A 26,668-nucleotide genomic window follows, 5' to 3' on the forward strand; every position below is an offset into this window, starting at 1 on the left:
CTCACGCTCCCGACGTGTTGCGGGGGGCGGCGTAGCGCGCGGGCGCGTTGCCGTCGGCGGCCGTGCCGGGCGTCGCGGCCGGCAGGTGGCGCAGGCAGTAGAAGCCGTAGTAGACGATCACGGCGAAGCACGCGAGCGGCACGACGAACGCGAGCTGCATGTTGCCGCCCGTGTGATCGGAAATCAGCCCCTGGATCAGCGGCACGACCGCGCCGCCGACGATGCTCATCACGAGAATCGAGCCGCCGTACTCGGTGTCCTTGCCGAGGCCGTCGATCGTGAGGCCGTAGATCGTCGGCCAGCATGGGCCGAGGAACACGCTCACGCCCACGGCCGCATAGACGGCCGTGATGTTGTGCACGCCGATCGTGTACGCGAGCAGCGCGATGCACAGGATGCCGTAGACGATCAGCACCTTGGCCGGGCCGACGCGCTTCATCACGAGCGTGGCGACGAGCTTGCCGACGAAGAATGCGAAGAACGTGGCAAGCAGGTAGTGCGACGCACCGCGCTCCGTGAGGCCGCCGATCTGCATCGCCAGCCGGATCGTGAAGCTCCACACGCCGACCTGCGCGCCGACATACAGGAATTGCGCGACGACGCCCGCGACGAAACGCCGGTTGCCGAACAGGCGCGCAAGCGTGCCGCGCGCGTCGATCCGGTGCGTGGCCACGCTGGGGCCGTTGCCCTTGCAGGCCGGGTACGGCGTGAGCGCGAACACGATGAACACGGCGACGAGCACGACGATCAGCCATTTGTACGGCTCGAGCGTGGCCTGGATCATCGCGAGCTGGTGCACGCGGGCGTCGGCCGCCGACATCGCCGCGAGCTGCGCGTGCGACGCATCGCCTTCCTTGAAGATCAGGAAGCTGCCCGTGTAGACGCCGGCCATCGCGCCGAACGGATAGAACGTCTGCGAGATGTTCAGCCGCCGCGTGCTGGTGTCGCGCGGGCCCATCAGCGTCGAATACGAGTTCGATGCGGTCTCGAGAAACGACAGGCCGGCCGCGATCACGAACAGCGCGACGAGGAACATCCCGTACTTCGCCATCGACGCGGCCGGGAAGAACAGCAGGCAGCCGGTCGTGTAGAGCAGCAGGCCGACCAGGATCGTCGTCTTGTAGCTGAACTTCTTCACGACGGTCGCGGCCGGAATCGCGAGGAAGAAGTAGCCGAGATAAAACGCGGATTGCACGAACGCCGATTCGAAATCGGATAGAAAGAACGACTTCTTGAACTGCGCGATCAGTACGTCGTTCAGGTTCGCCGCGGTGCCCCACAGCGCGAACAGGCAGCACAGCAGCGTGAACGCGAAGAGCGGCGTGCGGTTCAGGTAATAGCCGTCGGGTGTGTGTTCGATTCTGGCTCGGCCCATGGGTGTCTCCTTCCCAATTGTCTCGTCGATGAAGGCGCCGTTCACATGCCGGCGTCGCGGAGGAAGCGTTCGAACGTCGCGGTGTCGGCGTACGACTTCTGCGTGCCGAGGCCCGTGACCGAATGCGCGGCGTACGCGGACGCGTAACGCATCGCGTCGAGCGCGTCGCGCGACGCGGCGTAGCAGCGCGCGAAGCAGCCGATATACGCGTCGCCCGCGCCGGTCGTGTCGCGCGCGTCGACCGGTACGCCCGGCACGTGCCGCACGCCGTCGCGCGATACCAGCAGCGAACCGTGGCTGCCGAGCGTGACGAGCACGTGCTTGAGCCCGCGTGCGACCAGCGCTTCGGCGGCGCGCGCCGCGGTGTCGCGCGAATCGACCGGCATGCCCGACACGATCGCGAGCTCGGTTTCGTTCGGCACGAAGAATTCGACGGAGCGGATCCGCTCGAAATCGAGATCGGCCACCGCGGGCGCGGGGTTCAGCAGCACGGGGATGCCGTGCCGCGCGCCGAATTCGATCGCGTGATAGACGGTGGCGAGCTCGATTTCGAGCTGCAGCACGATCAGTGCGCATTCGGCGAGCTGCGGTGCGGCTGCGTCGATGTCGGCCGGCGTCAGGTGGCGGTTCGCGCCCTTGACGATCAGGATGCTGTTGCTCGAATCGGGTTCGACGAAGATCGGCGCGACGCCGCTCGGCACGCCGGCGACCTTGCGCACGTGCGTGGTGTCGATGCCTTCGCGCTCGAAGTTGCGGATCGTGTTGTCGGCGAAGACGTCGTCGCCGACCTTCGTGACCATCACGACACGCGCGCCGAGGCGGGCGGCCGCGACGGCCTGGTTCGCCCCCTTGCCGCCGCAGCCGAGCGCAAAGTTCGGCGCTTCGAGCGTTTCGCCCCGGGCGGGCATGCGTGTGACATAAGTCACGAGGTCGACCATGTTGCTGCCGATGACGGCGATTGTCTCCATCTGCGTGTCTTCCTTGGTATGGGATGCGCCGCGTGCAGGGGCGGCGGCGGCGTGCGAGATGTGATAATGGAATCACATAAAATGTGAAAATGCAATCACGTGGTGTTTTGGGGGTGACACTTGGTGTGACCCTGGCTCACAAAACTGTCCCACTTGGAAGTGGAAAATTCCGGCATGACGATGTCATCGAGACTTGGAGGTCATGCCTGGAAGCGAGGCGGTCGGGGGAGCGTCGCGAAATGGCGCGACGAGAAAGACACTTGCGGCGGAAGTTTGGCGGAATCCCGGATCGACCGGTCACCACCGAAATCGATCACCCGCCAACCTGGAGTGTGCGCCCCAACCGTCGGGGTGATACGTCACGCTGGGGATGTAGACCGGGGTGGACGTCGGATTGCTTGCCACCGGACGACTGACGTTGGGTGCGAGGCTTGGCCACGCCCAAGGGTTGTCCACATGCAGTATATTCCGCGCCGGGACAACGACGTGGCTGGCCGTTCCCGCACGTGAGCTTGTCGAATGGCCGGGCTGTACGACGACCAGGGCGACCAGCAGCGGTAGCGAAATGCCTTCCACTTCTCCTCACCGATTCAGGTTGATGGGGTCAATCCACACAGTGACCGGAGCAGCGACCGATGAAAGCACTTTGCACTACCCGTCACACGCGCCTATATTTTAGGTCACGTGATGACATGATTCCAGAAAACTCCCGGTGTTCCAGGAGTTCGTGATGGCAGCAAGTAATCGAAAGGCCGGCGCAAGCGCCACGAAACACGACCTCGAGCAGCTATCCGAATTTCGCTACCGGCTGCGGCGTTTTCTGCGTTTCTCGGAGGAAATCCTGCGTGCCGAGGGGCTGACGCCGTTGCAATACATGCTGATGTTGCACACCTGTGCGTTCCCGGACCGCTCGTGGGCGACAGTCGGCGAGATTGCCGAGCGGTTGCAGGCGTCCTCGCATGGCACGGTGGCGCTCGTCACCCGCTGCGAAGCGGCCGGGCTCGTCCGGCGCCAGACGAGCGAGCAGGATCGACGGCAAGTGGAGATCCATCTGACAGAAAAAGGGGCGGATTGCTTGCGCAAGGTTGCGGCTTTGCACAAGTCGGAAATTCAGGCGTTCGGCTGGGCTTTCCAGGACGTCACCGATATCAACTGAGCGCGCGACAGCGATGCGCGCGCAACGGGTTCCCCGAACGGCCGACACACATCGGCCGTCACAAGAACCGGCAGGGTGGGAGAACGAACACACACGCAGCAGGGGGAGGTCGTTTGCAAGGAGTGGCATATGAGCACGACCTCGAGCCTCAATCTGGAAGGCAAACTCCGGCGTGACGCCGGAATCATCGGGCTGTTGTTCGCCAGCACGACCAGCATGGTCGGTTCCGGCTGGTTGTTCGGCGCCTATCACGCATCGCGCATCGCCGGCCCGCTGAGCATCGGCAGCTGGGTACTCGGCGCGGTCATCATCATGCTGATCGCACTGTGTTTCGCCGAGCTCGCGGCGATGTTTCCGCGCAGCGGAGCGCTGGTGCACATGAGCCATGCGAGTCATGGCGTCGGACTGGGCCGCATCTGGTGCGGCCTCCTGTTCCTGGCGTACGTGCCGGTTCCGGCGGTCGAGGCGGAGGCGATCGTCACGTACGCGAACAACTATCTCCCGTGGTTCATCCAGCCTGGAAGCGCAGGCTTGCTGACGGCCGCCGGCTTCGTCGCATGCGCCGGCCTGCTCGGCGTCATGGCATTGCTGAACCTGATGGTGATCCGCTGGCTGCTGGGCGTGAACTCGACCATCACGTGGTGGAAGATACTCGTGCCGCTTCTGACGATTGCAGGCTTGCTGGGTGCGAGTACGCATTGGGGCGTCATGCAGGCGGCGCCTGGCAGCTACCATGTGTCCGGCATGTTCACCGCGCTGCCGGCCGCCGGCATCGTCTTCAGCTATCTGGGCTTTCGAACCGCGATCGACCTGGGCGGCGAAAGCGCCAATCCGCATCGAAACATCCCGCTGGCCGTGATCGGCGCGGTACTGCTGGCCGCCGTCATCTACATCCTGTTGCAGGTCGCCTTCATCTACGCGCTTGCGCCGGCCGATCTTGCCGCCGGTTGGAACAACCTCAGCTTCAAGGGCGAAATGGGACCGTTCGCGGGGCTCGCAACGACCCTCGGCATGGGATGGATGGCCACGTTGCTTTACATCGACGCCTACGTCTCGCCAGGGGGCACCGGCCTGATGTACGTCACCGGCGGCTCGCGCATCCTCTTCGCGTCAGGAGAGCTGGACGCAGGCCCGCGCATGCTGACGCGGTTGAATGCCAACAAGATTCCCTGGGTGGCCGTACTGATCATGTGGGCGGTCGGCGTGCTGTTCCTGATGCCGTTCCCGGCGTGGCAGCAGATGGTGAGCTATATCACGTCGATCACCGTGCTCACGTACGGGCTGGGGCCGATCGCGCTGCTCGTCCTGCGACGCAACGTGCCGGAACTGCAGCGGCCGTTCCGCATGAGCGGGGCCGGGTTGATCGCGCCGCTCGCATTCGTGTGCAGCAACCTCGTCATCTACTGGACCGGCTTCAAGACCAACAACTTCCTGTTTTCGCTGGTGGCGATCGGCTTCGTCCTCTACGCGCTTCACCATCATGTCGTGTTGCGCCGTAGCGCGCGAGACTTCGGCTGGCAGCACATCGCGTGGTTGCTCCCGTGGTTCGGCGGGCTGTGGCTGTTGTCGTGGCTGGGCGGTATCGGCGGCGGCCTGGGCGTCATCGGATTCGGCTGGGACATTCTGCTGGTCGCCGTCTGGAGCGTGGTGGTGCTTGCGCTGGCCATGCGCAGTGCGCTCGACGCCGGCGAGACGTCGGAGATGATGGGGCGCATGAACGAGACCAGTTGACGGATCGACACACTCGACACAGGCGGGCGTCATGACATCGGGATCGACAGGAGGAGAGGACAGCGCGGCCGGCGAACTCGCATCGCTTCGCGTGGAAACCGGTCGCGTCCAGCGTTCGTCACAAACGGAAGACGACGCGTCGCCGATCGACATGTATCGCCTGAGTTGCCTGGGGATCGTGGTCGGCGTCGTCACCGGAATCGGCGCCGTGGCATTTCGCGGCTTGATCGGCTTCGTGCATAACGCCTTTTTCCTCGGCCGATTGTCTGCCTCGTACAACGCGAGCGAGTTCACGCCGCCTTCCGTCTGGGGGGCGTTCGTCATACTGGTGCCGGTGGTCGGTGGCCTCGTCGTGACGTGGCTCGTCTGCACCTTTGCGCCGGAGGCGAAGGGGCACGGCGTGCCCGAGGTGATGGACGCGATCTACTTCAAGCGCGGGGTGATTCGCCCGGTGGTCGCGATCGTGAAATCGCTGGCATCCGCGTTCGCCATCGGCACCGGCGCGGCGGTCGGTAGAGAGGGGCCGATCATCCAGATCGGTTCGGCGCTCGGCTCGACGCTGGGGCAAGCCGTCAGGATGACTGCCGGCCAGCGCATCACGCTCGTGGCCGCGGGCGCGGGTGCCGGGATCGCCGCCACGTTCAATACGCCGATCGGCGGTGTCCTGTTCGCGACCGAACTGATGATGCCCGAAATCAGCGTGAACACGTTCCTTCCCGTCGCGCTGGCGACCGGCACGGCGACGTTCGTCGGACGGTTGTTCTTCGGCAGTGCGCCGGCGTTTCTGGTGCCGGCCCAGCTCGGCGCGATTCCCGATCGGCCGGGCAGTGTGCTGACACTCCTGCTGTATGCGGCGCTCGGCATCGTCACGGGTACCGGTGCCGCACTGCTGACCCATGGACTGCATTTTGCGGAGGATGTCTTCGAGCGTATTCCGGGCCGCTATGCGCGTCACGCGCTGGGGATGTCGCTCGTCGGGGTCACGATCTACCTGCTGATGCGCTTCGCCGGGCATTACTACGTCGAAGGTGTGGGATATGCAACGATTCAGGCGCTGCTTTACGGACAACTCGGCGGCAGCCTGTTCCTGATCACACTGGCGCTCTGCAAGACCCTCGCGACATCGATCAGCCTGGGCTCGGGATCCTCGGGCGGCGTCTTCTCGCCGTCGCTGTTCATCGGTGCGGCGTTGGGGGCGGCGTTTGCCGCATTCGTCCAGGCGGTACTGCCCGCGGCACCCGTCAGCGCGCCTGCGTTCGCGATGGTCGGAATGGGGGCGATGGTGGGCGGCGGAACCGGCGCGGCGATGACAGCGGTCGCGATGATCTTCGAGATGACCCGCGACTACGACATCGTGCTGCCCATGATCATCGCCGTTGCGGTCAGCCTCGCGACCCGGCGCCTGCTTTGCCGCGAAAGCATCTATACGCTCAAGCTCGTGCGTCGCGGCCACGTGATTCCGAACGCCTTGCATGCCAACATGTTTCTCGTACAGAACGCGGCGCAAGTGATGGAGACGGACGTGCTCGTGCAGGACGCCGAGGTACTGTTCCGCGACATTCTGGGCAATCTGGACGGCCCCCCGTTCCGCCACGTGGTCGTCACGCGATCGGGCCGGATCGAGGGTGTGCTTCGCATCAACACCGGATTGCGCCGGGCCATTTCGCACGATCATCTTTCGGTGACCCTCGGTGCGCTCGCTCAACACAATTTCATCGTGGTCGCGCCGGGTGAAGCGGCGTTCGACGTGATCAGCAAGCTGCGTCAGAAGCACGCAACCATGGCGGTGGTCGTGACCCAGCCCGAAGAAGAGGGGGCAATGGAAGTGGTCGGGGTCATTGCCAAGGAACACATCGCAGACGCGGTGGCGAGCAGCATCAGGATCTTTCCCGAGAACCGGCGCGAAACGGAGCGCAGCCGGCGGTCAGGGAAACAGCACGGTGACAGCCACGCGTCGAATCGGGCCGAAGCGCCTGCCGGCAAGGAGGGGCAGCATGAAACTCAGCGTTGAGCTGGCCGTTCTGCGTCGGCGCCTTGCGGTGGCCCTGCATCTTGATGAATGGAAGGAAGTGCTGGCCGGCAACCTGGAAGACGAGGCGAGCGACGATCGCGAGTGGGTCATCGTCTACAGAACGGCGAATGGATACTGTTGCCTTTACCGGGGGAAGCCGGTCGAGTTCGATGAACGCACCGATGTGCAGTCATGGTCCGCCGAGATGGACGTCCGGACGTACTTCATGGGCTTGTGACCGCGATATCGGTGCCGAACCGATTCCGCCGGTCAATGCGTGGCGGGAGCGGGCTCCCGCCACGCTGGCGCGTCATCGATAAACGATATCCGCGCGACGATTCTGTGCCCACGATGCTTCGTCGTGGCCCAACGCAACCGGCTTCTCCTTGCCGAAGCTGACTGCCTCGATCTGCGAATCGGGCACGCCGAGCGTTTCAAGTGTGCGAAGCACGGCCTGCGACCGGCGCTCGCCCAACGCGAGGTTGTACTCGCTGGTGCCGCGTTCGTCGGTATTCCCCTGGATCAGGACGTGTCGCGCGGGATGAAGACGTAGATAGTCGGCATGCGCCTGCAGCAGCGACTGGTATTCAGGCTTCACTTCATAGCTGTCGAAATCGAAATAGATGCTGCGTTTCGCGAGCGGGCTGTTGGGGTTGTTCAATTCGTCAGCCATGGTCGACGGCGTCCCGATCGCCTGACCATTTGCGGCCTCCTGATTCATCATGCCGGCGGTGCTGGACGTCTTTGTTGCGGAATGGCACCCACCGAACAGGACAAGGGCCAACACCACCGCATATCGCATCAAGCCTTTCATCACGGGTCTCCCGAAGAGGGCGTTCGATCGAACGGAATGGGTCGCGGATCAACGGAACGGGGCGCGGCATCGCTGCGGGAAGCACAGTGAACCGAGCGGTTCTTTTTCGACGGGCGACGGAGTTTTGTAAATGAGCTGAAGGGTGAATCGTAAGATCTTCGGGTTCACGCGGATCGGGAAGATGATCTCCTTTACTAGAGTAGGAGAAATGTCACATCGTGACTAGTTGTCGTGTTACGATGCGGAAATTCTGCGAAATTGTGAATTCAGATGTGCTCCATCAGCTCACGTCACTCGACGTCCGGCCGTCCCGGTATGAAAGGCCGGGGCGAGCTTCTTGAACCCGGCTGCCCAGCTGGGTTTTTTTTGTCTGTTGCTGGATCTGTTCGGTAAATCGCGTCAACGATGTCCCAGTCGCCCACCGTGCCTTCCCGCATGACTGCGCCCGAATTGCGCGTGACCGCGTCGCTCGCGGCCACGGGCCTCTACAACACCACGCAGTCGATCGCCCTCGCGCTCGGCGGCATCGCGGGCGGCTGGCTGCTGAAGCAAGGTGGCCCGAACACGGTGTTTCTGGTGCGTGCCGACGTGGTTGCAGTATGGCTGGCGATCGCTTTCGGCATGAAGCCGCCGCCGCGGCGAACCTGAACGATCGGGGCATCGTTTGACAATGAACAAGACTGACGAGTGGGTAGGGGGAGACCGATGATCCGTATTTCCGCGCTCGCAGATCGACGCGCGTTGCTGCATGCGCGGCGTCTGTGGCTTCACTATGGCGTGTTCTGGCTGGGTGCGGTGGCTGTCGGCCTCGTAGCGGTGCTTTACGCGAAGCTGATCGATTTCGGCTACGCGGTGTTTCTGGGCTACGCCGCCGAACATGCCTGGTTGCCGCTGATCGTCACGCCGACGATCGGTGCGGTGACGGTCTGGCTGACACGGCGATTCTTCGATGGTGCGGAGGGGAGCGGCATTCCGCAGGTGATTGCCATGCTGCATGCTCCAGGCAACACGGGGGCGCGGTTGCTCAAGGTCCGGATCCTGATCGGGAAGATACTCGTCTCGTTCCTGGCCATTCTCGGAGGGTTCACGATCGGTCGCGAAGGTCCGACGATTCACGTCGGCGCCGCACTCATGTTCAACCTGCGGAAGTTTTATCCCCAGCGGTTCCGTGCGATCCGCCCGGGCGTCCTCGAGCACCGGCTGGCCCTCGCGGGCGCGGCAGCGGGCCTTTCCGCCGCGTTCAATGCACCGCTCGCCGGCGTCGTGTTCGCGATCGAGGAACTCACGCGTAGTTTCGAACAAAGGACGAGCGGCGTGCTGATCACGGCGATCATCTTCGCCGGTATCGTGTCGCTCGGCATTCAGGGTAACTACGTTTATTTCGGCACGATCGATGTCGGCGCGCGCCTGCCTGAGTCGCTGGTGCTTGCGGTCGTCCTCATCGGCGTGATCGCCGGCGTCATGGGCGGAATCTTCTGCTGGCTGTTACTCAACACGCGACGCTGGATGCCGCGAGGGCTTCAGGATTTTCGTGCCGGCCAGCCCGTGCTGTTCGGCGCAGCGTGCGGGCTGGTTGTTGCAGTCGTCGGCGTGGCGACGCACGGCCATACGTTCGGCAGCGGATACGCGGAAGCCCGCGGCATGCTCGAAAGCCATGCGAACGTGAGCGTCCTGTACCCGGTGTTCAAGATGGTTTCGATGATCGGCTCGTACCTGCCTGGCGCGCCGGGTGGCTTGTTTGCGCCGTCGCTCGCGATCGGTGCAGGGATCGGCAACACGCTGCATACGCTGTTCTCGGGCATGCAGCTGCAGATGCTGATCGCGCTTGGCATGGTCGGCTATCTTGCCGCGGTCACGCAGAGCCCGATCACCGCGTTCGTGATCGTCATCGAGATGATCAACGGCCACGCGCTGGTCATCTCGTTGATGGCCACGGCGCTGATCGCCAGCCGCGTGTCGCGATTCTTTGCTCCGCCGCTGTACGAAGCGTTGTCGACGCGCTATTTTCCCGCTGACCACCGATGACCCCTGACGCCCCAGGCGTACCTGATGGGAAAGGAGCCACCCTTACGCTTCAACCGTGGTCGTTGAGCGCGGAAATGGGCAGCTTCGCGGATTGTCGAGGCTATGCTGCGCCATGTTCGTCCTGACCGATCAGCAATTCGGTTGGTGACAGGAACATGTAGCGCGGAACGTCGAGGTTCTGCGGGGCCGGCTTGTCGCGGAATACACGTCCGGCCAGATCGTAGGTTGATCCGTGGCATGGACACAGGAAGCCGCCTGGCCAGTTGTCGGGAAGGTTCGGCTGAGGCCCGGATTGAAACCTGGGGGTCGGTGTGCAACCGAGATGCGTGCAAACGCCGACCACGACGAGAATGTTCCGATGCTCGGGCCGCGAGCGAAACGGGTTTCTGCAATAGTTCGGCAGCGGCATCGAGAACGCGTGGAGCGAGTCCGGATCAGCGACCAGTGGGGTCGCCATGATGACGCTTGCGAGCATGGCCGGCGATCGATCGACAATGAACACCGGTTTGCCTCGCCATGCAGCCGTCAACATCCCGCCCTCCGACAACTGACTGATGTCGACCTTGACCGGGGCGCCTGCCGCGAGCGCGCTGGCGGGCGGGGTCAGCGAATCCACAAAGGGAATGACCGCTGCTATTGAGCCGACGCCACCCGCGACGGTTGTCGCAATGAGCCAACGACGGCGATTGACGTCGGGGCCCGCAGACTCGATCGGCTTCTCGTCCATGTCCACTCCTTCAAGACAAAAGGCGCACGTGCCGTCACGGCGGCTACCGTGACTGAAACGGTGGCCGAACAGGGTAGCCCGGCGCCTCGTGTCGATTCACATGGTCCAGACGAACACCGCATGCGCATGCGACGACGCCTGTATTGAGACGCTCCGACGCATGACTTTCCTGTGATACGTGGCCGTTACGGCATAGCATCTGTGAGGATGTCCCCGTCCGGCGAGATAATGAAGCCGCTGGCGTGTTGCCGTGTGAGGGCACCGCGATCGTCGCCTGGTACGGGAGAGAATTCCCTGAAGAAGCGAAGGAACGGATCGTTTCCAACGCTTGGCGGAGGCCATAGTTGCTTCACACCTGATGCAGTATCGAGTGGAGATGCGTTGACCGCTACGACGGCGGGCCCGTCTACCCTCGCTATGTTCTCGAAGTCAGACACGATGCCCGGATAGGCCGCCATGTCTGAAGTTGTGGAGAGAGCGAGTGGAGGAGCCCGCGTTGTCTGCGACGGGGCAACCGATGCCTTCGACATGCAACTTGCCGACAACGCTGCAATTGCGACACTGGCGACCGTGATACGCGTGAATCCGATGCTTGCCATGACTACGCTCCTGTCGCGCGGAGCCGAACCGGTTGAGCGAAACCGTCGGTAGGGCAATTTCGTGACGCGACGATTCCACCGTAGGTCGCGAGAATTAAATTGTGCTTAAGAAGCCGGAATGAGTGCGGCCGATTGTCTTGGGGCGCGATGATTTTCGCGCCCGGGTATACCGCCCGGCTTCGGCCGATGTCACGATGGACATTAACCGTGACTGGTGCCCGATACGGGTGATGTATGCTCCTTCGCGCCGCGGTACGATCTGACGAATGCGTCAAATCTTGAACGCGATTCAACTCAGAAGATTCGTCGCCCGGTGCCCTGCGTAAGACATGCGGTCATGGGGTGGGGCGGCCAACTTTCAGCAGGACCTCGGATAGGTAAACATGACGTTTTTTCAAGCGCTGACTGCCTTGATTGTCCTGGCTGCACTAGGTAGCTACGTCAACCACCGCGCTTTTCGTTTGCCGCCGACTATCGGGGTGATGACGATCGCGCTCGTCGTGACCGTCCTGCTCGTCACGCTGGGAGAAATCGGGGAAATCGACGTCGCGCGGTATGCGCGACTGATCCCGGAGATCGACTTCAGCGAACTCCTGTTTCACGGCTTTCTGCCATTTCTGCTGTTCGCCGGCGCATTGCACGTCGACTTTGGTGACCTACGTCAGGTCAAGTGGACAGTCGGTGTGCTCTCGACCGTCGGCACACTGATTTCCACCTCCGTTGTGGGTGTCGCGTTCTGGTACGCGTCGTCGTGGGTGGGTGTTCGTATCAGCTTCATGTATGCATTGCTGTTCGGGGCGCTCATCTCCCCCACTGATCCGATTGCCGTGATGAGCATCATCAAGAAGGCGGGTGCGCCGAAGGAGCTGGAAACCCGGATTACCGGGGAAAGTCTCTTTAACGACGGTGTGGGTGCAATCGTCTTTCTGACGCTACTGGGTATAGCGACCGGTGCTCATGATCCAGATCCGGTCACCGTCGCATTTTCGTTTCTTCAGCAGGCCGTTGGAGGCGCATTGGCGGGATGGTTGACCGGTTGGCTCGTGTTCCGCCTCGTCGGCAGCATCGACAATCACCACGTCGAGATCTTGCTGTCCATCGCGCTCTGCATGGGATCGTACGCACTGGCAGAGGTTGCACGGGCATCGGGCCCTATCGCCGTGGTGGTGGCCGGACTGTTCGTTGGTAACAAGGGGGGAATGACGGCGGCGGCCGGACAGGCCGGCGATTATCTGGGCATATTCTGGGAGGTCGTCGATGAGATGATGAACAGCGTGCTCTTTCTTCTGATTGGCCTTGAGGTTGTTTCGGTCCATCAGACCGGACCGTATCTGATAGCGGGTCTCGTTGCCATCGTCTGTGTGCTCGTCGGGCGAGCGGTGAGCGTGGCCATTCCGCTCTGGGCAATCAATCTCCGTATCCGGTTTCCGAAAGGCACAACCACGCTGCTGATCTGGGGCGGCCTCCGCGGTGCCATCTCGATCGCGCTCGCGCTATTGCTTCCACATGGGCCGCAGCGTGAGTTGGTCGTGACCGTCACCTATGTCGTTGTTGTGTTCTCCGTGCTGACACAGGGAATGACGTTCGGATGGTTTCTCCGGAAGTTGACGGCGACCTCGAACCGGCAAAGGCAATCCGGTCGCGAATCATGACGCGACGCCCCCGTCGACGGTCGATAGTTCGACGATTTCGGCAGTGATTTGCTCCTGCCTCAAGCGGTGATAGTCCCGGCTCAGGCGTTGCGCGGTGTCGTCGATATTGCGTTTCGCCGCGATCATTGCGCGCATGCGCGCTTCGTTCTCCGCCGCGAACGACAGGATGATAGCCTCGCAAACCTGCGTGTAGACATATTCCTCGGCCAGTCTTTCCTGCAGTTGCTGTATCGGGAGCGTGACAACCGGCGGAAAGGGGGGCGTGACCTGTTTGAATCGCCGGAAATCGAAGGGCAGCAGCGATGTCGTCTGGACGACCGCTTCGCTGATCGCTTGCGGTACACCGTGCACGAGCGTGACATGCGACGCGTTGCCGTGACGCAGGCGACCATACAGCGCATTGACAATCTTCTCTGCGAGATCGGACGCGGCATCGGCGTGAACGATCATTTCCGATGACCAGGTCATCGGGAGACCGAGCTCGTCGGCCGCACTTCGTGCGCGATCGCCCACGATGAAATACTCGACGGATCCGGTTCCCGGCCGGTGGATTGCCTGAAGCACACGTTGATTGTAGGTGCCGACGAAGCCGTGTTCCGGGCCGATAACGATATAGACATGGGTGTCGTCCGGAAGCGGCAACCCCGGGCGCTCGGGTGGCTGTAGTACGGCAATGCTCATTGCGTCAGCGATCGCAAGGCCGATCAGATCGGCGCATGCGCGGATTCCCGGCAGGCGCGAGAGCGCTTCTCGCGTGCGTGTCGCCGCGATGCCGCGCATCGCGCTCACCACGGATTCCAGTTCGCGGACCGTACCCAGTCGGTTCTGAACGTCGCCGAGCCGATTGCTCATCGGTCGCTCCGGAGTTCCGCCGATTGCGGTATGAGATCGCGGACGATGCGAACGAGTTCGGCGCGATCATCGGATGACACGTCGTGGCCGGCAACGAGCACGGGACCGAGCTTGGTCGCGATACCGGTCGAATCGAGGCGGGCGGGAAGAGCGACTCGCACCGCTGCGATCGCCGACGGTGCGCATGCATCGAATACGCCGTCGGCCAGTGCAAACAGCAATGCGATCTCGCCTACCGGGCGTAGCGGCGCGAATCGCGGTTGCGCAATCAAGGCGCGAATGCGTTCCCCACGATCGATTTGCGCCTTGATTCGGGTATCGCTGAGCCCGCCGAAGCGCGTGAACATCTCGAGCTCGAGAAACTGCGCATAATCGAGCCGCAATCGTCCCGACGCAGCTCTCAGTGCCGGCAACTGGGCCTTGCCGCCGACCCGGCTGATGCTGAGCCCGACATCGATGGCGGGGCGCTGGTTGGCCGCGAACAGGTGGGCGTCGAGCACGATCTGCCCGTCGGTAATCGAGATCAGATTGGTTGGAATGTACGCCGCGAGATTCCCGGCATCGGTTTCCGCAATGGGCAGCGCGGTCAACGAGCCGCCGCCGCGCTCGGCGGAAAGCTTGGCGGCCCGCTCGAGCAGGCGGGCATGCAGGTAGAAGATATCGCCAGGATAGGCCTCTCGTCCGGGCGGATCGCGTGCCAGGAGTGCCAGCTCACGATGCGTTGCGGCGTGCTTCGTCAGATCGTCGATGACCACGAGCGCGTGCTGACCCCGATCGCGGAAGTATTCCGCAATGCTGAACGCTGCGAACGGTGCGATCCATTGCAGACCGGGCGGATCGGCCGCCGATGCGACGACGAAGATACAGCGCTCCGGTGCGCCGTTCCGTCGAACCGCATCGATGACGCGTTCGACTGCGGTGGCCCGCTGGCCAATCGCCACGTACACGCAGATCACGTCGGAATGCTTCTGGTTGACGATCGCGTCGACCGCGATGGACGTCTTGCCCGTTGCCCGATCGCCGATGATCAGCTCGCGCTGTCCGCGGCCGATCGCGAAAAGCGCGTCGATCAAGAGGATGCCTGTTTCGACAGGTTGAGAGACCGCTGCGCGTTCGATGATCGACGGCGCGGCGCGTTCGATCGGAAGGGACGCCGAACATTTCGGCGGTTGGCCGCGATCGAGCGGCCTCCCGAGCGGATCGACGACGCGCCCGAGCAGGTTCGAGCCCACCGGCACCTCGACGACGCGGCCGGTACCCGAGACGCGCGTGCCGGCCGCAATGCCGCTTTCGGCGTCGAGTAACACGCAACTGAGCGTGTCGACGTCCAGCTTGAGCGCGAATCCGAACTGTCCCCCGTCGAACTGCAGCAACTCGTTCAGGCGAACATGCGGAAGGCCGCTCACCCGTGCAATACCGTCAGCGATGTGCTCGACGCGCCCGACCGATTCCGCCTGCGGTGCGAGATTCAGCGCCGCCAGCACGGTTCTGCCGTGCGCCAGCCATGTATCGGCTGTGCCGTCACGCGTTTCGTTCGTCGCCATGGGAAATGAGATCGCTCTTCAGGGATTCCAGACTATGTCGAAAGCTGTTTCGCACGATGAAGTGCGGCGCGACAAGTTCGAGTCCCGCGATCAAGGCCGGATCGACGTCGGTGTGTATCGGCGTGTCGTGACCCAGCGCCGTTGCGAGCATCGAGCGACAGCGGGCCAGCTCGTCGTCGCGCAACGTACGCGGGGCGATCAGGCGCGGCATTTCGCCGTCGCGGCCGAGGCGTGCGCGGTCCTCCGCAGGCAGTGCCCGGACGGCTTCTGCGAGTGGCTCGATGAAGCCTTCCACCAGCGAGCCGGCCGGGAGTGTCGTGAGCAATCGGGCCGCGATGTCGATCGCAAACTGGCTGGCCCGTGCCGCGTTGTCACGCAGCGCGTCTTTTTTCATCGCTTCGATTTCAGCCTCGGCGGCTTTTCTCAGCGCATCGGCCTCGGCACGTGCGTCGGCGAGCAGCGATGCCTTAAGGTGCTCGACCTCGACGGTGGCCGCACTCGATCGCTTCAGGCGAGCGGCCTCTTGCTCGGCAACATCTCTGGCCGCCTTGTCGCGATCCTGCTGCGCCGCGTCGCGGGCGGCCGATGCGTCCTGCAGAAGACGCGCGGCGGCTTGCTGACGATCGGCCATGATCCTGGCAACCGGCTTGAACAGAAAGCGCGACAGCAGCCAGATCAGGACGAGGACGTTGACCGTCTGGAAGCCGAGTGTCCACCAGTCGATTCGCATGGCCAATGCTTACTTGGTAAACGGATTGGCAAACAGAACGAGCAGGGCGACCACGAGACAGTAGATCGCCATGGTTTCGATCATCGCCAGGCCGACAAATAACGTTCGTGAAATCGTACCCGCCGATTCCGGTTGGCGCGCCAATGCATCCATCGCGGCAGCGACGGCGCGGCCCTCGGCCAGTGCCGGGCCGATTGCGCCGAAGGAAACGGCGATCGCAGCCGCGACGATGCTTGCCAGTTGAATCCAGTTGTTCATGATGCCCCTTGCGGTGGATGCGATGCGGGCGCGCCTTCGCCGCCGAGCGCGGCGCCGATGAAGACCGCCGCGAGTACCGTGAAGATGTATGCCTGAACCGCGCCTGTCAGCAGGTCGAGCGCCATGAGCGGAATCGGAACCAGCAGGCCCGCGAGCGACAGTACGATGCCGATCACGAACACGCCGCTCATGACGTTGCCGAACAGGCGCACGATCAGTGAAAAGGTACGGGTTATCTGCTCGACCAGATTGAGCGGAATCATGATCCAGGTCGGTTGTGCGAACGACGCGAGATACCGGGCGAGCCCGCGCTCGCGGATGCCGTAAAGCACCGTCGACACGAAGACGATGCCGGCGAGGGCGGCGTCGGTTTCAAGATGGGCGGTAGGGGGCTCGACACCCGGGATCACGCCGGACCAGTTGCACGTCAGGATGAACAGGAACAACGTTCCGAGCAACGCTCTGCAACGCGCGGGTTCAACTTGCATCGTGTCCTGCAACTGGCTGTCGAGTGTCGAGACGAACAACTCGGCCGCCGTCTGGAGTTTGCCGGGCGTCAGCGACAGTCGCCGGCGCATCGCTATCGCGGCGACGGCAATGAGCGCCATCAGCACCCAGGTGGTTGCCACCGGCGTCGAGACGGGTACCTCCCCGATGCGAAACAGCGGTTCGGTCATGAGCGGTGAATGCATCATGACGAACCTCCGGGCAACCGGATCATCACGCGGCGAGCGAGCATGATGCCGACGAGGCTGCTCAGCAACGCGCCGTATCCGATTTGCGCGAGGCCAAATAGCACTACGGCGAGCGTGCCGAAGCGAACGAGATGCATGATGATGGCGATGCTGATCGCATCCCGTGCATACCAGCGCACGTTGACGAGTAGCGACGCGAAATAAGCGACGCCGACCATCCCGCCGGTTATTCCGCCGACGGCAGTCTGGAGGGGAAGGGACCACGTCTGGATCGGTATCACGTTTCAGCTCCCTGGGCCCTGGCGATGCATCCAGCGCCACGCGGACCACAGACCGAACGCCGCGCCAAGCATCAGCAGCGGCGCGGAGAAGAACACGCCGGTATGAAAATGCCGGTCGAGCCAATGCCCTAGCCATAACGCCAGCAACGCCGGGATCACGATCATCCAGCCAAGCATGCCGATCTGCCCGAGTCGGGAGCCGAGTGTCGGCTCCGGCACGTCGCGTGCCAGCCTGTCGCGCTGGACGGCGCGTTGCGCGGTCTGTTCGAGTACCGGCGCGTCGGGCTCGTGGGTTTTCGCCTCCGGGCCGGATCGGGCAGGCGCATCCTTTCGGGGTTCAGCGCTCATGTCCGGCGCCCTCGTCGATACCGTCAGGGCAGGCTGCCGTATCCGGCGCACCGGGACGCAGATACTTCAGTATCTGCCGAATCGCTTGAGCATTGAGGCGCGTTTGCTCGACGCGCACTCTGCGCGCCGCATCGAGACGCGATTCGCGGGTTTCCCGCACGCGTGCTTGCAGTGTCTCGAGCGCATCGCCGAGTTCGCCGTCACGGCACGCGATACTGATGTCCGTGCCGTTGACGACCCGCAATACGCCGCTGCTTACCGCGCAAAACCGGCGCGTGCCGTCTGCCGTTCGCCAGCGCACGACACAGGGTGACAGCACGGTCAGAAAATCGGTATGCCCGGGCAGAACACCGAAACTGCCGGTCGCATCCTCCGCACGGAAGGCGACGACATCCGGTGTATCGACCAGCATCCCGGCCGGCGTCGCGATGGTCATGTGGAGAGCGGTGCTCATGTTGTTTCCCGCTCCCGCTCGCGGGCTTCGTCAAGCGTCCCGATCATGTACAGCGATTGTTCCCGCCACGCGTCGCATTCGCCGTCGAGTATGGCGCGGCATCCGGCAATGGTGTCGTCGATCGCGACGGAGCGGCCCGGCACACCCGTGAACGCTTCGGTGACGGCGAACGGCTGGGTCAGAAACCGCTGCAGACGGCGGGCCCGTCCGACGATCCGGCGGTCGTCCGTGCCCAGTTCCTCGATGCCTAGCAGCGAAATGACATCCTGCAACTCGCGGTAATGCTCGATCGTGCGCCGCACGTCGGTTGCGACCTGAACGTGATCGGCGCCGACCACCAGCGGATCGAGCAGGATCGACGACGAGGTGATCGGATCGATCGCCGGATACATGCCTTCGGCGGCCATCGTGCGCGACAAGACGACCATGCTGTCGACGTGCGCGGCGATGGTCGTGACGGCAGGGTCCGTGAAATCGTCCGCCGGAACGTAGACCGCCTCGATCGCCGTGATCGAGACGCCGCCGACGGACACGATGCGCTCCTGCAACGCCGCCACTTCGCTCGCCAGAGTCGGCTGATAGCCGACGCGTGACGGGAGCCGCCCGAGCAAACCTGATACTTCGGCGCCGGCTTGGACGAAGCGGAATACGTTGTCCATCAGGAGCAGCACGTTCTGGCGCTGTTCGTCGCGAAAATATTCTGCAACCGTCAAGGCGGTCAGCGGAACGCGCCAGCGCGCCCCCGGGGGTTCGTTCATCTGACCGTACACGAGCACGGTCTTTGGCAGCACGCCGGAATGCTGCATGTCCACCAGCAGTTCATGGCCTTCTCGCGAGCGCTCCCCGACGCCGGCGAACACCGATATGCCCTGGTAGCGCTCGACCATCGCATGAATCAGCTCCATGACGAGGACGGTCTTGCCCACGCCGGCGCCGCCGAACATCGCCGCTTTGCCGCCCCGGGCGAGCGGGGCGAGGAGATCGACGACCTTGATGCCAGTCGCGAAGATGCCGGTTGTGCTGTCCTGTGAGGACAATGCCGGTGGCGGTTGATGAATGGGACGGCGCTGGACATCGACCGGAAGCGGTTCGCCCTGGTCGCCCGGCGTACCCATCACGTCGATCAGGCGTCCGAGTACGGCTTTGCCGACCGGCACCGCAATCGGCTGACAGGACGCTTGCGCCGACGCGCCTCTCGGCAATCCGTTGGTCGACTGCATCGCCAGTGCGCGGACCGTCCGGTCATCGAGGTGGGCCTGGACTTCCGCGACGATCGAACTCCCGCCATCGATTTCGATCGAGATCGCGGTATCCACCGGCGGCAGCATGCCGGACGGGAACGCGATATCGACCACTGCACCGCGGACTGCGACGACGCGTCCGGGAAGCTGTCGGCTGGATGCACTGGCGATCGATGCTGTGTTCATCGGTTTTAGTCGCGGTTGGGGGCGCCCGTGTACAGGTCCGTGCAGTACGGAGCCGAGTTGCGGGCAAAGGCCACGGCCAATATTTACTGCGACGCATCCTGCCGACGATTGATCGTGATCAAGGAGCTTGTCGGCGGGGCGGCTGGGAGGTGAGGGCGGGGACGTTCACGTCAGAATGGCGCTGGTTCTCGGTAGTCCGTGCTGTGACAACCAGATTGATGCACATCAGGGGTTCTCCTGATTTTCGTGCACTTTGCCGCTGGAGGCCGGTCTGGCTGCGACAAGGGCTGGCGCTCAGCCCCAAAAGCAACGGTCCTTTGCCGAACCACTTGCCGGGTGCGCCCGTCGTCAGGCGCTCGGCATCCTCTCGGGGCGGCTCCATTACCTGGTGGCGGCCGGAGCCGACAGGATTCACACTCGAATATCGACTGTCGGCCCGGATCGCCGCGACAACGCGCTGCGCATTGCCATTACTGCGCGGGTTTGCGCGTACCCCTGCTTCGCGCGGGCAACCCCAATCGCTCAATTCACATTGAAATGCACGCGCACGTCCTGTTGGCTCTCGACAGGATGCCCGTTTTCCATCGCGGGGAAAAAGCGCCATCGGCGCAGCGTCTCGAGCAGGATTTGATTGAGTCGAGGATTCTGCGTCGGTTTGACAAGATCGATGTCGAACGTGCCGTCTGCGTGGACAAGAAAGCGTGCGACCGCCATCGCCTGATATCCCTGCTCGCGCAGATCGTCGGGGAGTTCGGGCAGCGGCTGCGAAATCAGACGTGCCTGCGCATTGCCCGCCGAGGCTGAATGAGTCGTGGCGGTGTCCGCTTTCGTCGCAGAGGCAGGCCGCGCATCGTCGAGTGCCGCATGCGTGGTGTGTGTCTCCGGTGACGCAACCGGTTGTTGCGTCGGCAGCGCGTCGTGCGATGAAGCCGGATCGAACCGCTTCGCGGCGGCAGCAGGCCGAACCGGCGCGAGCGCCTGCGCTGGCCGTAGCGGTACAGGCTTCGATACGGTGTGTTCGATGGGTGCCGCTTTCGATACCGCATGCGTCGTGGGTGGCGCGCTTGGCGGCAGTTCGACCAGCTGCATCTGAATTGAATCCGGGGTGTGCGGAGCCGGTTCGTCGCCGGAGAATAGCCGCGTCGAACTCACGAGAAACGCACCCCAGATCACGCTGGCGAGCGCGATCGTTCCCGCGAACCGACGCCCGTCACGATCGGGCGCCGAACCTGATTCGAGCGCGTTCCTAGTCACGATGAACCGCGATGAGAAAATGCTCGGCCCCGGCCCGCCGGGCTTCCAGCATCACCTGCACGACGATGCCATGCGTTGCGCCGTCGTCCGCCGCGATCACAATATCGTGATTCCGGCCGAGCAGATGGGCGACGGTACCGTTCACGCGGTCGAGCGACACCGGTTGCTGATTGACGAAGATCTGGTTCGTCCGGCTTATCGCCAGCGTCACTGGCCGATCCGCCTGCAACTGCTGCGCGTGTCCACGCGGCAGATTGATCCCGACCGCGTCGAGACGCTGCATCGCGAGCGAGGTCAGCATGAATGTCGCGAGCAGGAAAAACATCACGTCGATCATTGGAATGATCTCGATACGGCCGCGCTTCGATGTGCGCGAACGGCGCAGCTTCATGACGCCGTCCCCGCCTGTTCGCGCGCCAGCCGCATTTCGGCGAGCCGTTCGTTCGCGAACGATTCGAGATCGTCCATCAATCTGTCGACGCGTCGCGAAAAATAGTTGAATGCGAACAGCGACACGAGCGCGATGACGAGGCCGATCGCAGTCGCGACGAGCGCTTGCGCGATGCCGCCCGACACGCCGGCGGGACTCACGAGCCCGTCGCCGCCAATCAGCCGGAACGAGCGCATCATCCCGACGATCGTGCCGAGCAGTCCGAGCAGCGGTGCGGCCGTGACGATCGTTTCGAGCAGCCAGAGGCCGCGGCTCATGTCGCGCTCGACCTGCTGCGCGGCGGCATCGAGCTTCGCTTCGACGTGCCAGAGCGGCGTCGTGCCTTGATCGAAGATCGCGGCGAGTCGACGCGTCACGTGCCGCTCCGGCAGGGCGAGGGCAGCGCTGCCGCGCCCGCTCGTGAAGCGCCAGAACACGTATGCACGGTCGAGCGTGATCGCAAGTGCGATGATCGCGAGCGCGCTGAGCGGATAAACGACCCAGCCGCCGATGCGCAACGCATCCGTGAAACCTGCCCATTCATTCATCGTGTGTTACCTCGTGTGATCTGGAGCTCAGAAGTGCTTGGTCAGGCCGGCGTAGATCGCGCGCCGCGGTCCGAATTGCGGCGCGCCGACGCCGATGCCCGAGCCGTCCCGCAGTTCATAGACGCGGCCGAACGTATTGATGAGCGATACGCGCGCGTCGAATTTGCCGACGATCGGTTCCTCGAAGTGCTCGAGCACGCCGAGATTGACCTGTGCGTACCATGGCAGGCGATCGGTATTCGCAAAGCCGCTCCGCAGGCCGCTTCCAACGATGCCGTCGGCGCTGAAGGTCGTCTTGCCGAGCGTATACGCACCGCCGAACGACGCCGTGATACGCTGGTCGTGATCGAGATACACCCAATTGTTCGCGATGTAAGCGAGCTCGTCGGGACCGAAGTTGAATTGCGCGGACTCGATGTTCTTGCCCTGCGCGCGGCTATACGCGATGTTCATATACGCGGAAACGTTGCCCTGCTTGTAGCTCGACGTGAATTCGAGGCCGTATACGCGACCGTACTGGTAGTTGAACGGCGTGAAGATCAGTGCGGTGCCGAACTGGCCTTCGTCGAGCAGATCGGACACCTTCTTGTAGTACGCGTCGAGCCCGACCGTGAGCGCGGGTGTGAGCCGCTGCGTGATGCCGACGTCGAAATAGTGGCTGCGCTCGGGTTTCACGGGATCGTTCTGCGCGCTGGGGCTCTGGTTCGTCGTGCCATTGAAGGTGCCGATCGTCGAATCGGACACGAGTTCGAACGCCGGAGGCGTGAAATAACGCGCGTAGCCTGCGTGCAGCGTCGTCGATTCCGTTGGCTGATAGACAAGGCCGATACGCGGACTCAACTGCCCGGCCTGCACGTATTCGTTCATGCGATCGACACGCAGGCCGTAGTTCAGCGTCAGCTTTGGCGTGATCTTCCACTCGTCCTGCGCATAGAGGCTATAGAGATAGCCCGACTTGTCGTTCGAATCAGAAATCGTGGTCGGCTGATCCGACAGCTGATTGCCGTTGGCGTCGACAGGAAATACGGCGACGTTGTTGTTGAAGACCGCGTGCTCGCGCTCGAACATCAGGCCGGCACGCAGTGTATGGCTGTCGTTCAGTCGATAGGTGAAGTCCGCCTGGGCACCGTTCGCGCGGTTGCTGTGGAAGTCGTCGGACGCGACGCCGTTGAAGATCAGATCGCCGACCGGATCGGGATTGAATTTCGTGCGTGTGTAGCGCGTGAAGAGCGCAACCTGATAGTCGAGCGCACCGCCGTTCGTGCCTTGCAAGGCGAGCACGGCGAAGTTGTTCAGTTCCGCCTGCGTCTCGTTGAGCGCGGCCGAGTCGAATGTCGAGTTCCCGTTGAGCGTGAACGCGGGCGCGATGCCGGGGGTATTCGGGATCTCGAAGCGATTGCTCGTTGTGCCGAACATCAGGCTCGCGCGCGTGAATGGATTCAGCAGATACGACAGGTAGCCGAACGCGTTGCCTTGCCGCGTGTGGTCGTGCAGCGGATTTCCGTTCGATGTCGGCGCCTCGATGCCGAGATTGTTTTCGCCGAGCGTACCGGAAAAGTAATAGCTGAGCGGGCCGTTCGAACCGAATACGTCGGCGCTCGTCTGGATCGTCTGATGACTGCCGCCGTAGACGTCGATCGTGCCGCCGTTGCCGGTGTCACCGGATTTCGTGCGAATGTCGACGACGCCGGCCGTCCGGTAGCCGTATTGCGCGGGCAGCGCGCCGGTGACGAGGTTCATCTGGTCGATGATCCGCGAGTCGAGCGACTGGCCGAAGCCGCTGATCGGCTCGGGAATGATGATGCCGTTCAGCCGGTATTGCAGATTCGCGTGGTCGCCACGCACATGCAGTTGTCCGAACGAATCGTAGGCAACGCCCGGCGCTTGCAGCAGCACCTGATTGAGCGGCGTGTTCTCGCCTTGAGGCAGTGTCTCGATGTCGGCCCGCGAGAACCGGTAGACGCTGGCGCCGACTTCCGGAAGCAGCCCGTTGCGCGCGCGATCGAGCCGTTTCGCGTTCACCGTCACGTCCAGCGTGCCGGCGTCCTTGCCGAGCGTCACGTCGACCGGGGCGGGTGCCTTGCCTGCTGCGACTGTCGAGATGCTCGTGCCGGTCGTGTATCCGGGCGCGTCGACGACTGCCACATAGGTGCCGGGCGCGACATTGTCGAACCGGAAGTGGCCGTCGGCGCCGGACTGCGCGTGCGCAACTGTATGGCCGTCAGCATCCTGGAGCGTGATCCGGGCGTGTACGAGCGCGTGACCTTGCGTATCGGCGACGGTGCCGGCAAGGGTCGCGCCGGCATCGGCGGCGAAAGCTTCAGCCTGGAGGAACGCGGCGAACGCCAGGATGGCGGCCTGAGACAGTAGCAGGCGGTTGATTTTCATTGTGCGGTTCGGGATGGGGGTCGTTTTTTTTCCCGCGAGAGCACGCTGAAAGGCACGTCGAAATGATTGGAAACGTTATAACATATCATTTCTAAGGCGCCATTTCCCGTCTACGGGAAGCCTCTTGCCGGCGTGAGCAAACAGGACGTACGCGTCACGCCAAGATGGAGATGATATAACATTGCATTCGTCGTGCACAATGACCCTGTTTGTTGCAGGTCGGTGAGTTTCGCTCGACGCAGCCATGCCGACTGGCCTTCATGATTGGCCGGGAGTATTGTTAGGAGGCGTGTCACGCGTTCCGGTTTCGCTTCCTGATGGCGCAGAGCCGGGCCAGGCTGGTTCCCCGTCGAAGCCGCTTTCGATGGGGCATCGACAGGTGGTCATCGAATGTTCCCGTGCGGACAAAGGAGACAAGCATGAACCCATGCAACGAACCTCATCATGCTCACCATGACCATCAGCATGGCCCGGGCTGCGGACACACCGCAATCAAGCACGGCGACCACGTAGACTATCTGCACGATGGCCATTTACATCATCCGCATGGCGATCATGTCGACGAACACAAGGTCGAGGTCAGTGCAAACAATCCCGACCAGTGCACGCCGGGTTGCGGCGGCCATGAACCGGGCCACATCCACGGCCCCGGCTGTGGGCACGAGCGGGTACCGCATGGCGATCACGTCGACTACCTGGTCAACGGCCATCTTCATCACCCGCATGGCGATCATTGCGACGACCACGGTCCGGTAGAACTCGCCTGAGCAGTATCGAAGCGCGGCGGGGAATCGGATTCCCCGCTGCCCTCCCGGACGCCGACAGGTGCGTCAGGCGTGCCGGTATCGCCTAGGCTGAAGGCACGCTTTCCTTGCCCCCTGTTTGGCAGCGAATTGCCATTCATGGGCGGAGTGTCGTCCGGATCGTGTCGGAGCGGGCAGTGGCTGCCTGTAGCGACGCTCCAAGTCAGGCTGCGCGATGGCATGGCGTACGAGCCGACGCAGATCGTGCAACCTCGGTCGCTGGAATGTCGATTGCCATGTCACGTGCGCGTCTTCAACCATTCCTCGTCGAAACGCTTGACTCGATAGATCACGATCGACGCGATCCAGCTGACCGCGAAGATGGCGATGATGATGTAGCCGAGCATACCGAAGTTGTCGTTGAGTGTGCCGATCGCGTCCCACGGTGCACCCTTCAGCTCAAGCTGATCAGCGAGCAGGCCGAGCGCCTCGATGCCGCCGATCACAAGCGCGACCACGATCGACACCAGCGTGATCGTCATGTTGTAGTAGATCTTGCGCAGCGGCTTCTGGTAAGCCCAGCCGTAAGCGCCGAGCATCAGGTGGCCGTCGAGCGTGTCGACGAGCGACATGCCTGCGCTGAACAGGACGGGAAAGACCATGATGGCCCACGGCGACAGGCCCTTCGCCGCCTGTGTCGCGGCGATGCCGAGCAGGCTGATCTCGGTTGCTGTATCAAAACCGAGGCCGAACAGGAAGCCGATCGGGTACATGTGCCAGCTCCGCGTCACGAGCCGGAACAGCGGGCGGAACAGCCGCGCGAGAAAGCCACGATCGGCGAGGAGCATGTCGAAATCGTCGTCGACATAGGCGCCGCCACTGCGGACGTGACGCCAGGCGCGGTAGATGCCGCGCAGGATCATGAAGTTCATCAGCGCGAGCGCGAACAGGAAAAACGCTGAAACGGCCGTGCCGATGATGCCGCCGATCGCCTTGAAGTTGTCGAACCGGCTCTGGATCGCCGTGGTCGCGAGTGCGACCGCGATCGATGCGAGTACGACGACGGTCGAATGGCCAAGCGAGAAGAAGAACCCGACCGCGACCGGTCGCTTCTTTTCCTGCATCAGCTTGCGCGTGACGTTGTCGATCGCGGCGATATGGTCGGCGTCGACCGCATGGCGGAGCCCAAAGCCGTATGCGAGCATCGCGGTGCCGAGCAGGACCGGATAGGCATGGAACGCCACCAGGGCCCATACCCACGCAAGCACGTTGATGGCGATCAGCACGCCATAGATGCCCAGCAACTTCCGCCGTACGCTGAGATTCGAGTCGTTGAAAGTCTGGGTGAATCGCTCAAGCATTGAAAATCTCCCGGAAAGCACGCGTTCCGAATAGTGAAGGGGCAGGTGCATAACGAGGTCTGGCTTCGGGATCGACTGCGATTTCAAATCGCTGTCCCGACACAGTGGCGCGACCGTACCGGAATCTCACCGGTTTCCCGTTGTGTCTGCTTCAAGAGAAATCAGCACCGCTTATACCGCGCGGAAATGGAAAAGTCGATTCCATTCGCGACGGTGCTCGACCCACATTCTTTCAAATTACATTCGGAAATATCGCATTCGTTTACCTGAATATTTCAAGAGCTTGCTCCTGTTTTC

Annotated in this window: 25 protein-coding genes, 1 pseudogene and 1 riboswitch; of the genes and pseudogenes, 8 read left to right on the plus strand and 18 right to left on the minus strand. The window is 63.0% G+C overall.

The features are described 5' to 3' along the window. Window position 1: 1 nt before the first annotated feature. Both fucP and rbsK read right to left on the minus strand, forming a co-directional pair. Window positions 2-1,375, minus strand: coding sequence for an L-fucose:H+ symporter permease (fucP, locus tag LGN17_RS28935; protein WP_226200442.1), 1,374 nt, complete (start codon window positions 1,373-1,375; stop codon window positions 2-4). Between the two features lie 41 nt (window positions 1,376-1,416). After that, entirely contained in the window at window positions 1,417-2,343 is a 927-nt protein-coding gene (gene rbsK / locus LGN17_RS28940) for a ribokinase (protein WP_226200444.1), read from the minus strand. A 730-nt stretch (window positions 2,344-3,073) separates the two neighbouring features. On the opposite strand from rbsK, the gene LGN17_RS28945 reads away from it, so the two are divergent. The 4 genes from LGN17_RS28945 (at window position 3,074) to LGN17_RS28960 (ending at window position 7,479) form a co-directional block, all read left to right on the plus strand. Beyond that, entirely contained in the window at window positions 3,074-3,499 is a 426-nt protein-coding gene (locus LGN17_RS28945) for a MarR family winged helix-turn-helix transcriptional regulator (protein WP_226200446.1), read from the plus strand. A 129-nt stretch (window positions 3,500-3,628) separates the two neighbouring features. Next, complete coding sequence (locus LGN17_RS28950) at window positions 3,629-5,230, plus strand: APC family permease (protein ID WP_226200448.1); 1,602 nt, start codon at window positions 3,629-3,631, stop codon at window positions 5,228-5,230. Between the two features lie 31 nt (window positions 5,231-5,261). After that, entirely contained in the window at window positions 5,262-7,241 is a 1,980-nt protein-coding gene (locus tag LGN17_RS28955) for a chloride channel protein (protein ID WP_226200450.1), read from the plus strand. After that, entirely contained in the window at window positions 7,225-7,479 is a 255-nt protein-coding gene (locus tag LGN17_RS28960) for a hypothetical protein (RefSeq protein ID WP_226200452.1), read from the plus strand. The genes LGN17_RS28955 and LGN17_RS28960 overlap by 17 nt, the downstream gene beginning before the upstream one ends. 72 nt (window positions 7,480-7,551) lie before the next feature. Here LGN17_RS28960 and pal read toward each other — a convergent pair whose 3' ends face one another. Continuing rightward, window positions 7,552-8,055, minus strand: coding sequence for a peptidoglycan-associated lipoprotein Pal (gene pal / locus LGN17_RS28965; RefSeq protein WP_226200454.1), 504 nt, complete (start codon window positions 8,053-8,055; stop codon window positions 7,552-7,554). 471 nt (window positions 8,056-8,526) lie between these two features. Between pal and LGN17_RS28970 the strand changes: the two are divergent. Next, window positions 8,527-8,703: pseudogene (locus tag LGN17_RS28970) on the plus strand (MFS transporter); the annotation flags it as partial. 57 nt (window positions 8,704-8,760) lie between these two features. Beyond that, the gene (locus LGN17_RS28975) at window positions 8,761-10,080 is read left to right on the plus strand and encodes a chloride channel protein (protein ID WP_226200456.1); all 1,320 of its coding nucleotides are present in this window, start codon (window positions 8,761-8,763) and stop codon (window positions 10,078-10,080) included. Window positions 10,081-10,180: 100 nt separating this feature from the next. Here the strand turns inward: LGN17_RS28975 and petA are convergent, their stop codons facing one another. Then, on the minus strand, window positions 10,181-10,807 hold the full coding sequence (petA, locus tag LGN17_RS28980) for a ubiquinol-cytochrome c reductase iron-sulfur subunit (RefSeq protein ID WP_226200458.1): 627 nt from the start codon (window positions 10,805-10,807) through the stop codon (window positions 10,181-10,183). A gap of 982 nt (window positions 10,808-11,789) precedes the next feature. Here petA and LGN17_RS28985 point away from each other — a divergent pair. After that, entirely contained in the window at window positions 11,790-13,058 is a 1,269-nt protein-coding gene (locus LGN17_RS28985) for a cation:proton antiporter (protein ID WP_226200460.1), read from the plus strand. Here the strand turns inward: LGN17_RS28985 and LGN17_RS28990 are convergent. The 13 genes from LGN17_RS28990 to LGN17_RS29050 form a co-directional block, all read right to left on the minus strand. After that, the gene (locus LGN17_RS28990) at window positions 13,053-13,910 is read right to left on the minus strand and encodes a F0F1 ATP synthase subunit gamma (RefSeq protein ID WP_226200461.1); all 858 of its coding nucleotides are present in this window, start codon (window positions 13,908-13,910) and stop codon (window positions 13,053-13,055) included. The two genes, LGN17_RS28985 and LGN17_RS28990, sit on opposite strands and share 6 nt — an antisense overlap. Further along, a complete protein-coding gene (locus LGN17_RS28995; protein ID WP_226200463.1) occupies window positions 13,907-15,454 on the minus strand; it encodes a F0F1 ATP synthase subunit alpha in 1,548 nt (515 codons plus the stop codon). The genes LGN17_RS28990 and LGN17_RS28995 overlap by 4 nt, the downstream gene beginning before the upstream one ends. Then, the gene (locus LGN17_RS29000) at window positions 15,432-16,184 is read right to left on the minus strand and encodes a F0F1 ATP synthase subunit B (RefSeq protein WP_226200465.1); all 753 of its coding nucleotides are present in this window, start codon (window positions 16,182-16,184) and stop codon (window positions 15,432-15,434) included. Before LGN17_RS29000 ends, LGN17_RS28995 begins: the two co-directional genes overlap by 23 nt. Window positions 16,185-16,193: 9 nt before the next feature. After that, the gene (locus LGN17_RS29005) at window positions 16,194-16,442 is read right to left on the minus strand and encodes a F0F1 ATP synthase subunit C (RefSeq protein ID WP_124496478.1); all 249 of its coding nucleotides are present in this window, start codon (window positions 16,440-16,442) and stop codon (window positions 16,194-16,196) included. Then, window positions 16,439-17,137 carry a F0F1 ATP synthase subunit A gene (locus tag LGN17_RS29010; RefSeq protein ID WP_226200466.1) on the minus strand — a complete coding sequence of 233 codons (699 nt, stop codon included), beginning with the start codon at window positions 17,135-17,137 and terminating at the stop codon, window positions 16,439-16,441. The genes LGN17_RS29005 and LGN17_RS29010 overlap by 4 nt, the downstream gene beginning before the upstream one ends. Then, complete coding sequence (locus LGN17_RS29015) at window positions 17,134-17,418, minus strand: ATP synthase subunit I (protein WP_319000873.1); 285 nt, start codon at window positions 17,416-17,418, stop codon at window positions 17,134-17,136. Before LGN17_RS29015 ends, LGN17_RS29010 begins: the two co-directional genes overlap by 4 nt. A gap of 3 nt (window positions 17,419-17,421) precedes the next feature. Next, window positions 17,422-17,766, minus strand: a complete 345-nt coding sequence (locus tag LGN17_RS29020; RefSeq protein ID WP_226200470.1) for an AtpZ/AtpI family protein — start codon at window positions 17,764-17,766, stop codon at window positions 17,422-17,424. Further along, window positions 17,756-18,220 (minus strand): F0F1 ATP synthase subunit epsilon, encoded by a 465-nt coding sequence (locus LGN17_RS29025; RefSeq protein ID WP_226200472.1) that lies wholly within the window; start codon window positions 18,218-18,220, stop codon window positions 17,756-17,758. Before LGN17_RS29025 ends, LGN17_RS29020 begins: the two co-directional genes overlap by 11 nt. Beyond that, window positions 18,217-19,647, minus strand: coding sequence for a F0F1 ATP synthase subunit beta (atpD, locus tag LGN17_RS29030; protein WP_226200474.1), 1,431 nt, complete (start codon window positions 19,645-19,647; stop codon window positions 18,217-18,219). The genes LGN17_RS29025 and atpD overlap by 4 nt, the downstream gene beginning before the upstream one ends. 522 nt (window positions 19,648-20,169) lie before the next feature. Beyond that, window positions 20,170-20,736 (minus strand): energy transducer TonB, encoded by a 567-nt coding sequence (locus LGN17_RS29035; protein WP_226200476.1) that lies wholly within the window; start codon window positions 20,734-20,736, stop codon window positions 20,170-20,172. 157 nt (window positions 20,737-20,893) lie between these two features. After that, window positions 20,894-21,292 (minus strand): ExbD/TolR family protein, encoded by a 399-nt coding sequence (locus LGN17_RS29040; RefSeq protein WP_226200478.1) that lies wholly within the window; start codon window positions 21,290-21,292, stop codon window positions 20,894-20,896. After that, window positions 21,289-21,879 carry a MotA/TolQ/ExbB proton channel family protein gene (locus LGN17_RS29045; RefSeq protein ID WP_226200479.1) on the minus strand — a complete coding sequence of 197 codons (591 nt, stop codon included), beginning with the start codon at window positions 21,877-21,879 and terminating at the stop codon, window positions 21,289-21,291. The genes LGN17_RS29040 and LGN17_RS29045 overlap by 4 nt, the downstream gene beginning before the upstream one ends. A gap of 27 nt (window positions 21,880-21,906) precedes the next feature. Then, a complete protein-coding gene (locus LGN17_RS29050) occupies window positions 21,907-24,267 on the minus strand; it encodes a TonB-dependent receptor (RefSeq protein WP_226200481.1) in 2,361 nt (786 codons plus the stop codon). A gap of 419 nt (window positions 24,268-24,686) precedes the next feature. On the opposite strand from LGN17_RS29050, the gene LGN17_RS29055 reads away from it, so the two are divergent. Further along, window positions 24,687-25,034 (plus strand): hypothetical protein, encoded by a 348-nt coding sequence (locus tag LGN17_RS29055; RefSeq protein ID WP_175952468.1) that lies wholly within the window; start codon window positions 24,687-24,689, stop codon window positions 25,032-25,034. A 275-nt stretch (window positions 25,035-25,309) separates the two neighbouring features. On the opposite strand, the gene LGN17_RS29060 is transcribed toward LGN17_RS29055, so the two are convergent. Next, window positions 25,310-26,371 (minus strand): HoxN/HupN/NixA family nickel/cobalt transporter, encoded by a 1,062-nt coding sequence (locus LGN17_RS29060; protein WP_226200483.1) that lies wholly within the window; start codon window positions 26,369-26,371, stop codon window positions 25,310-25,312. 35 nt (window positions 26,372-26,406) lie between these two features. Continuing rightward, window positions 26,407-26,559, minus strand: a riboswitch (cobalamin riboswitch). Window positions 26,560-26,668: the final 109 nt, after the last annotated feature.

The organism is Burkholderia sp. AU30280 (genome assembly GCF_020420125.1).
Lineage (GTDB): Bacteria > Pseudomonadota > Gammaproteobacteria > Burkholderiales > Burkholderiaceae > Burkholderia.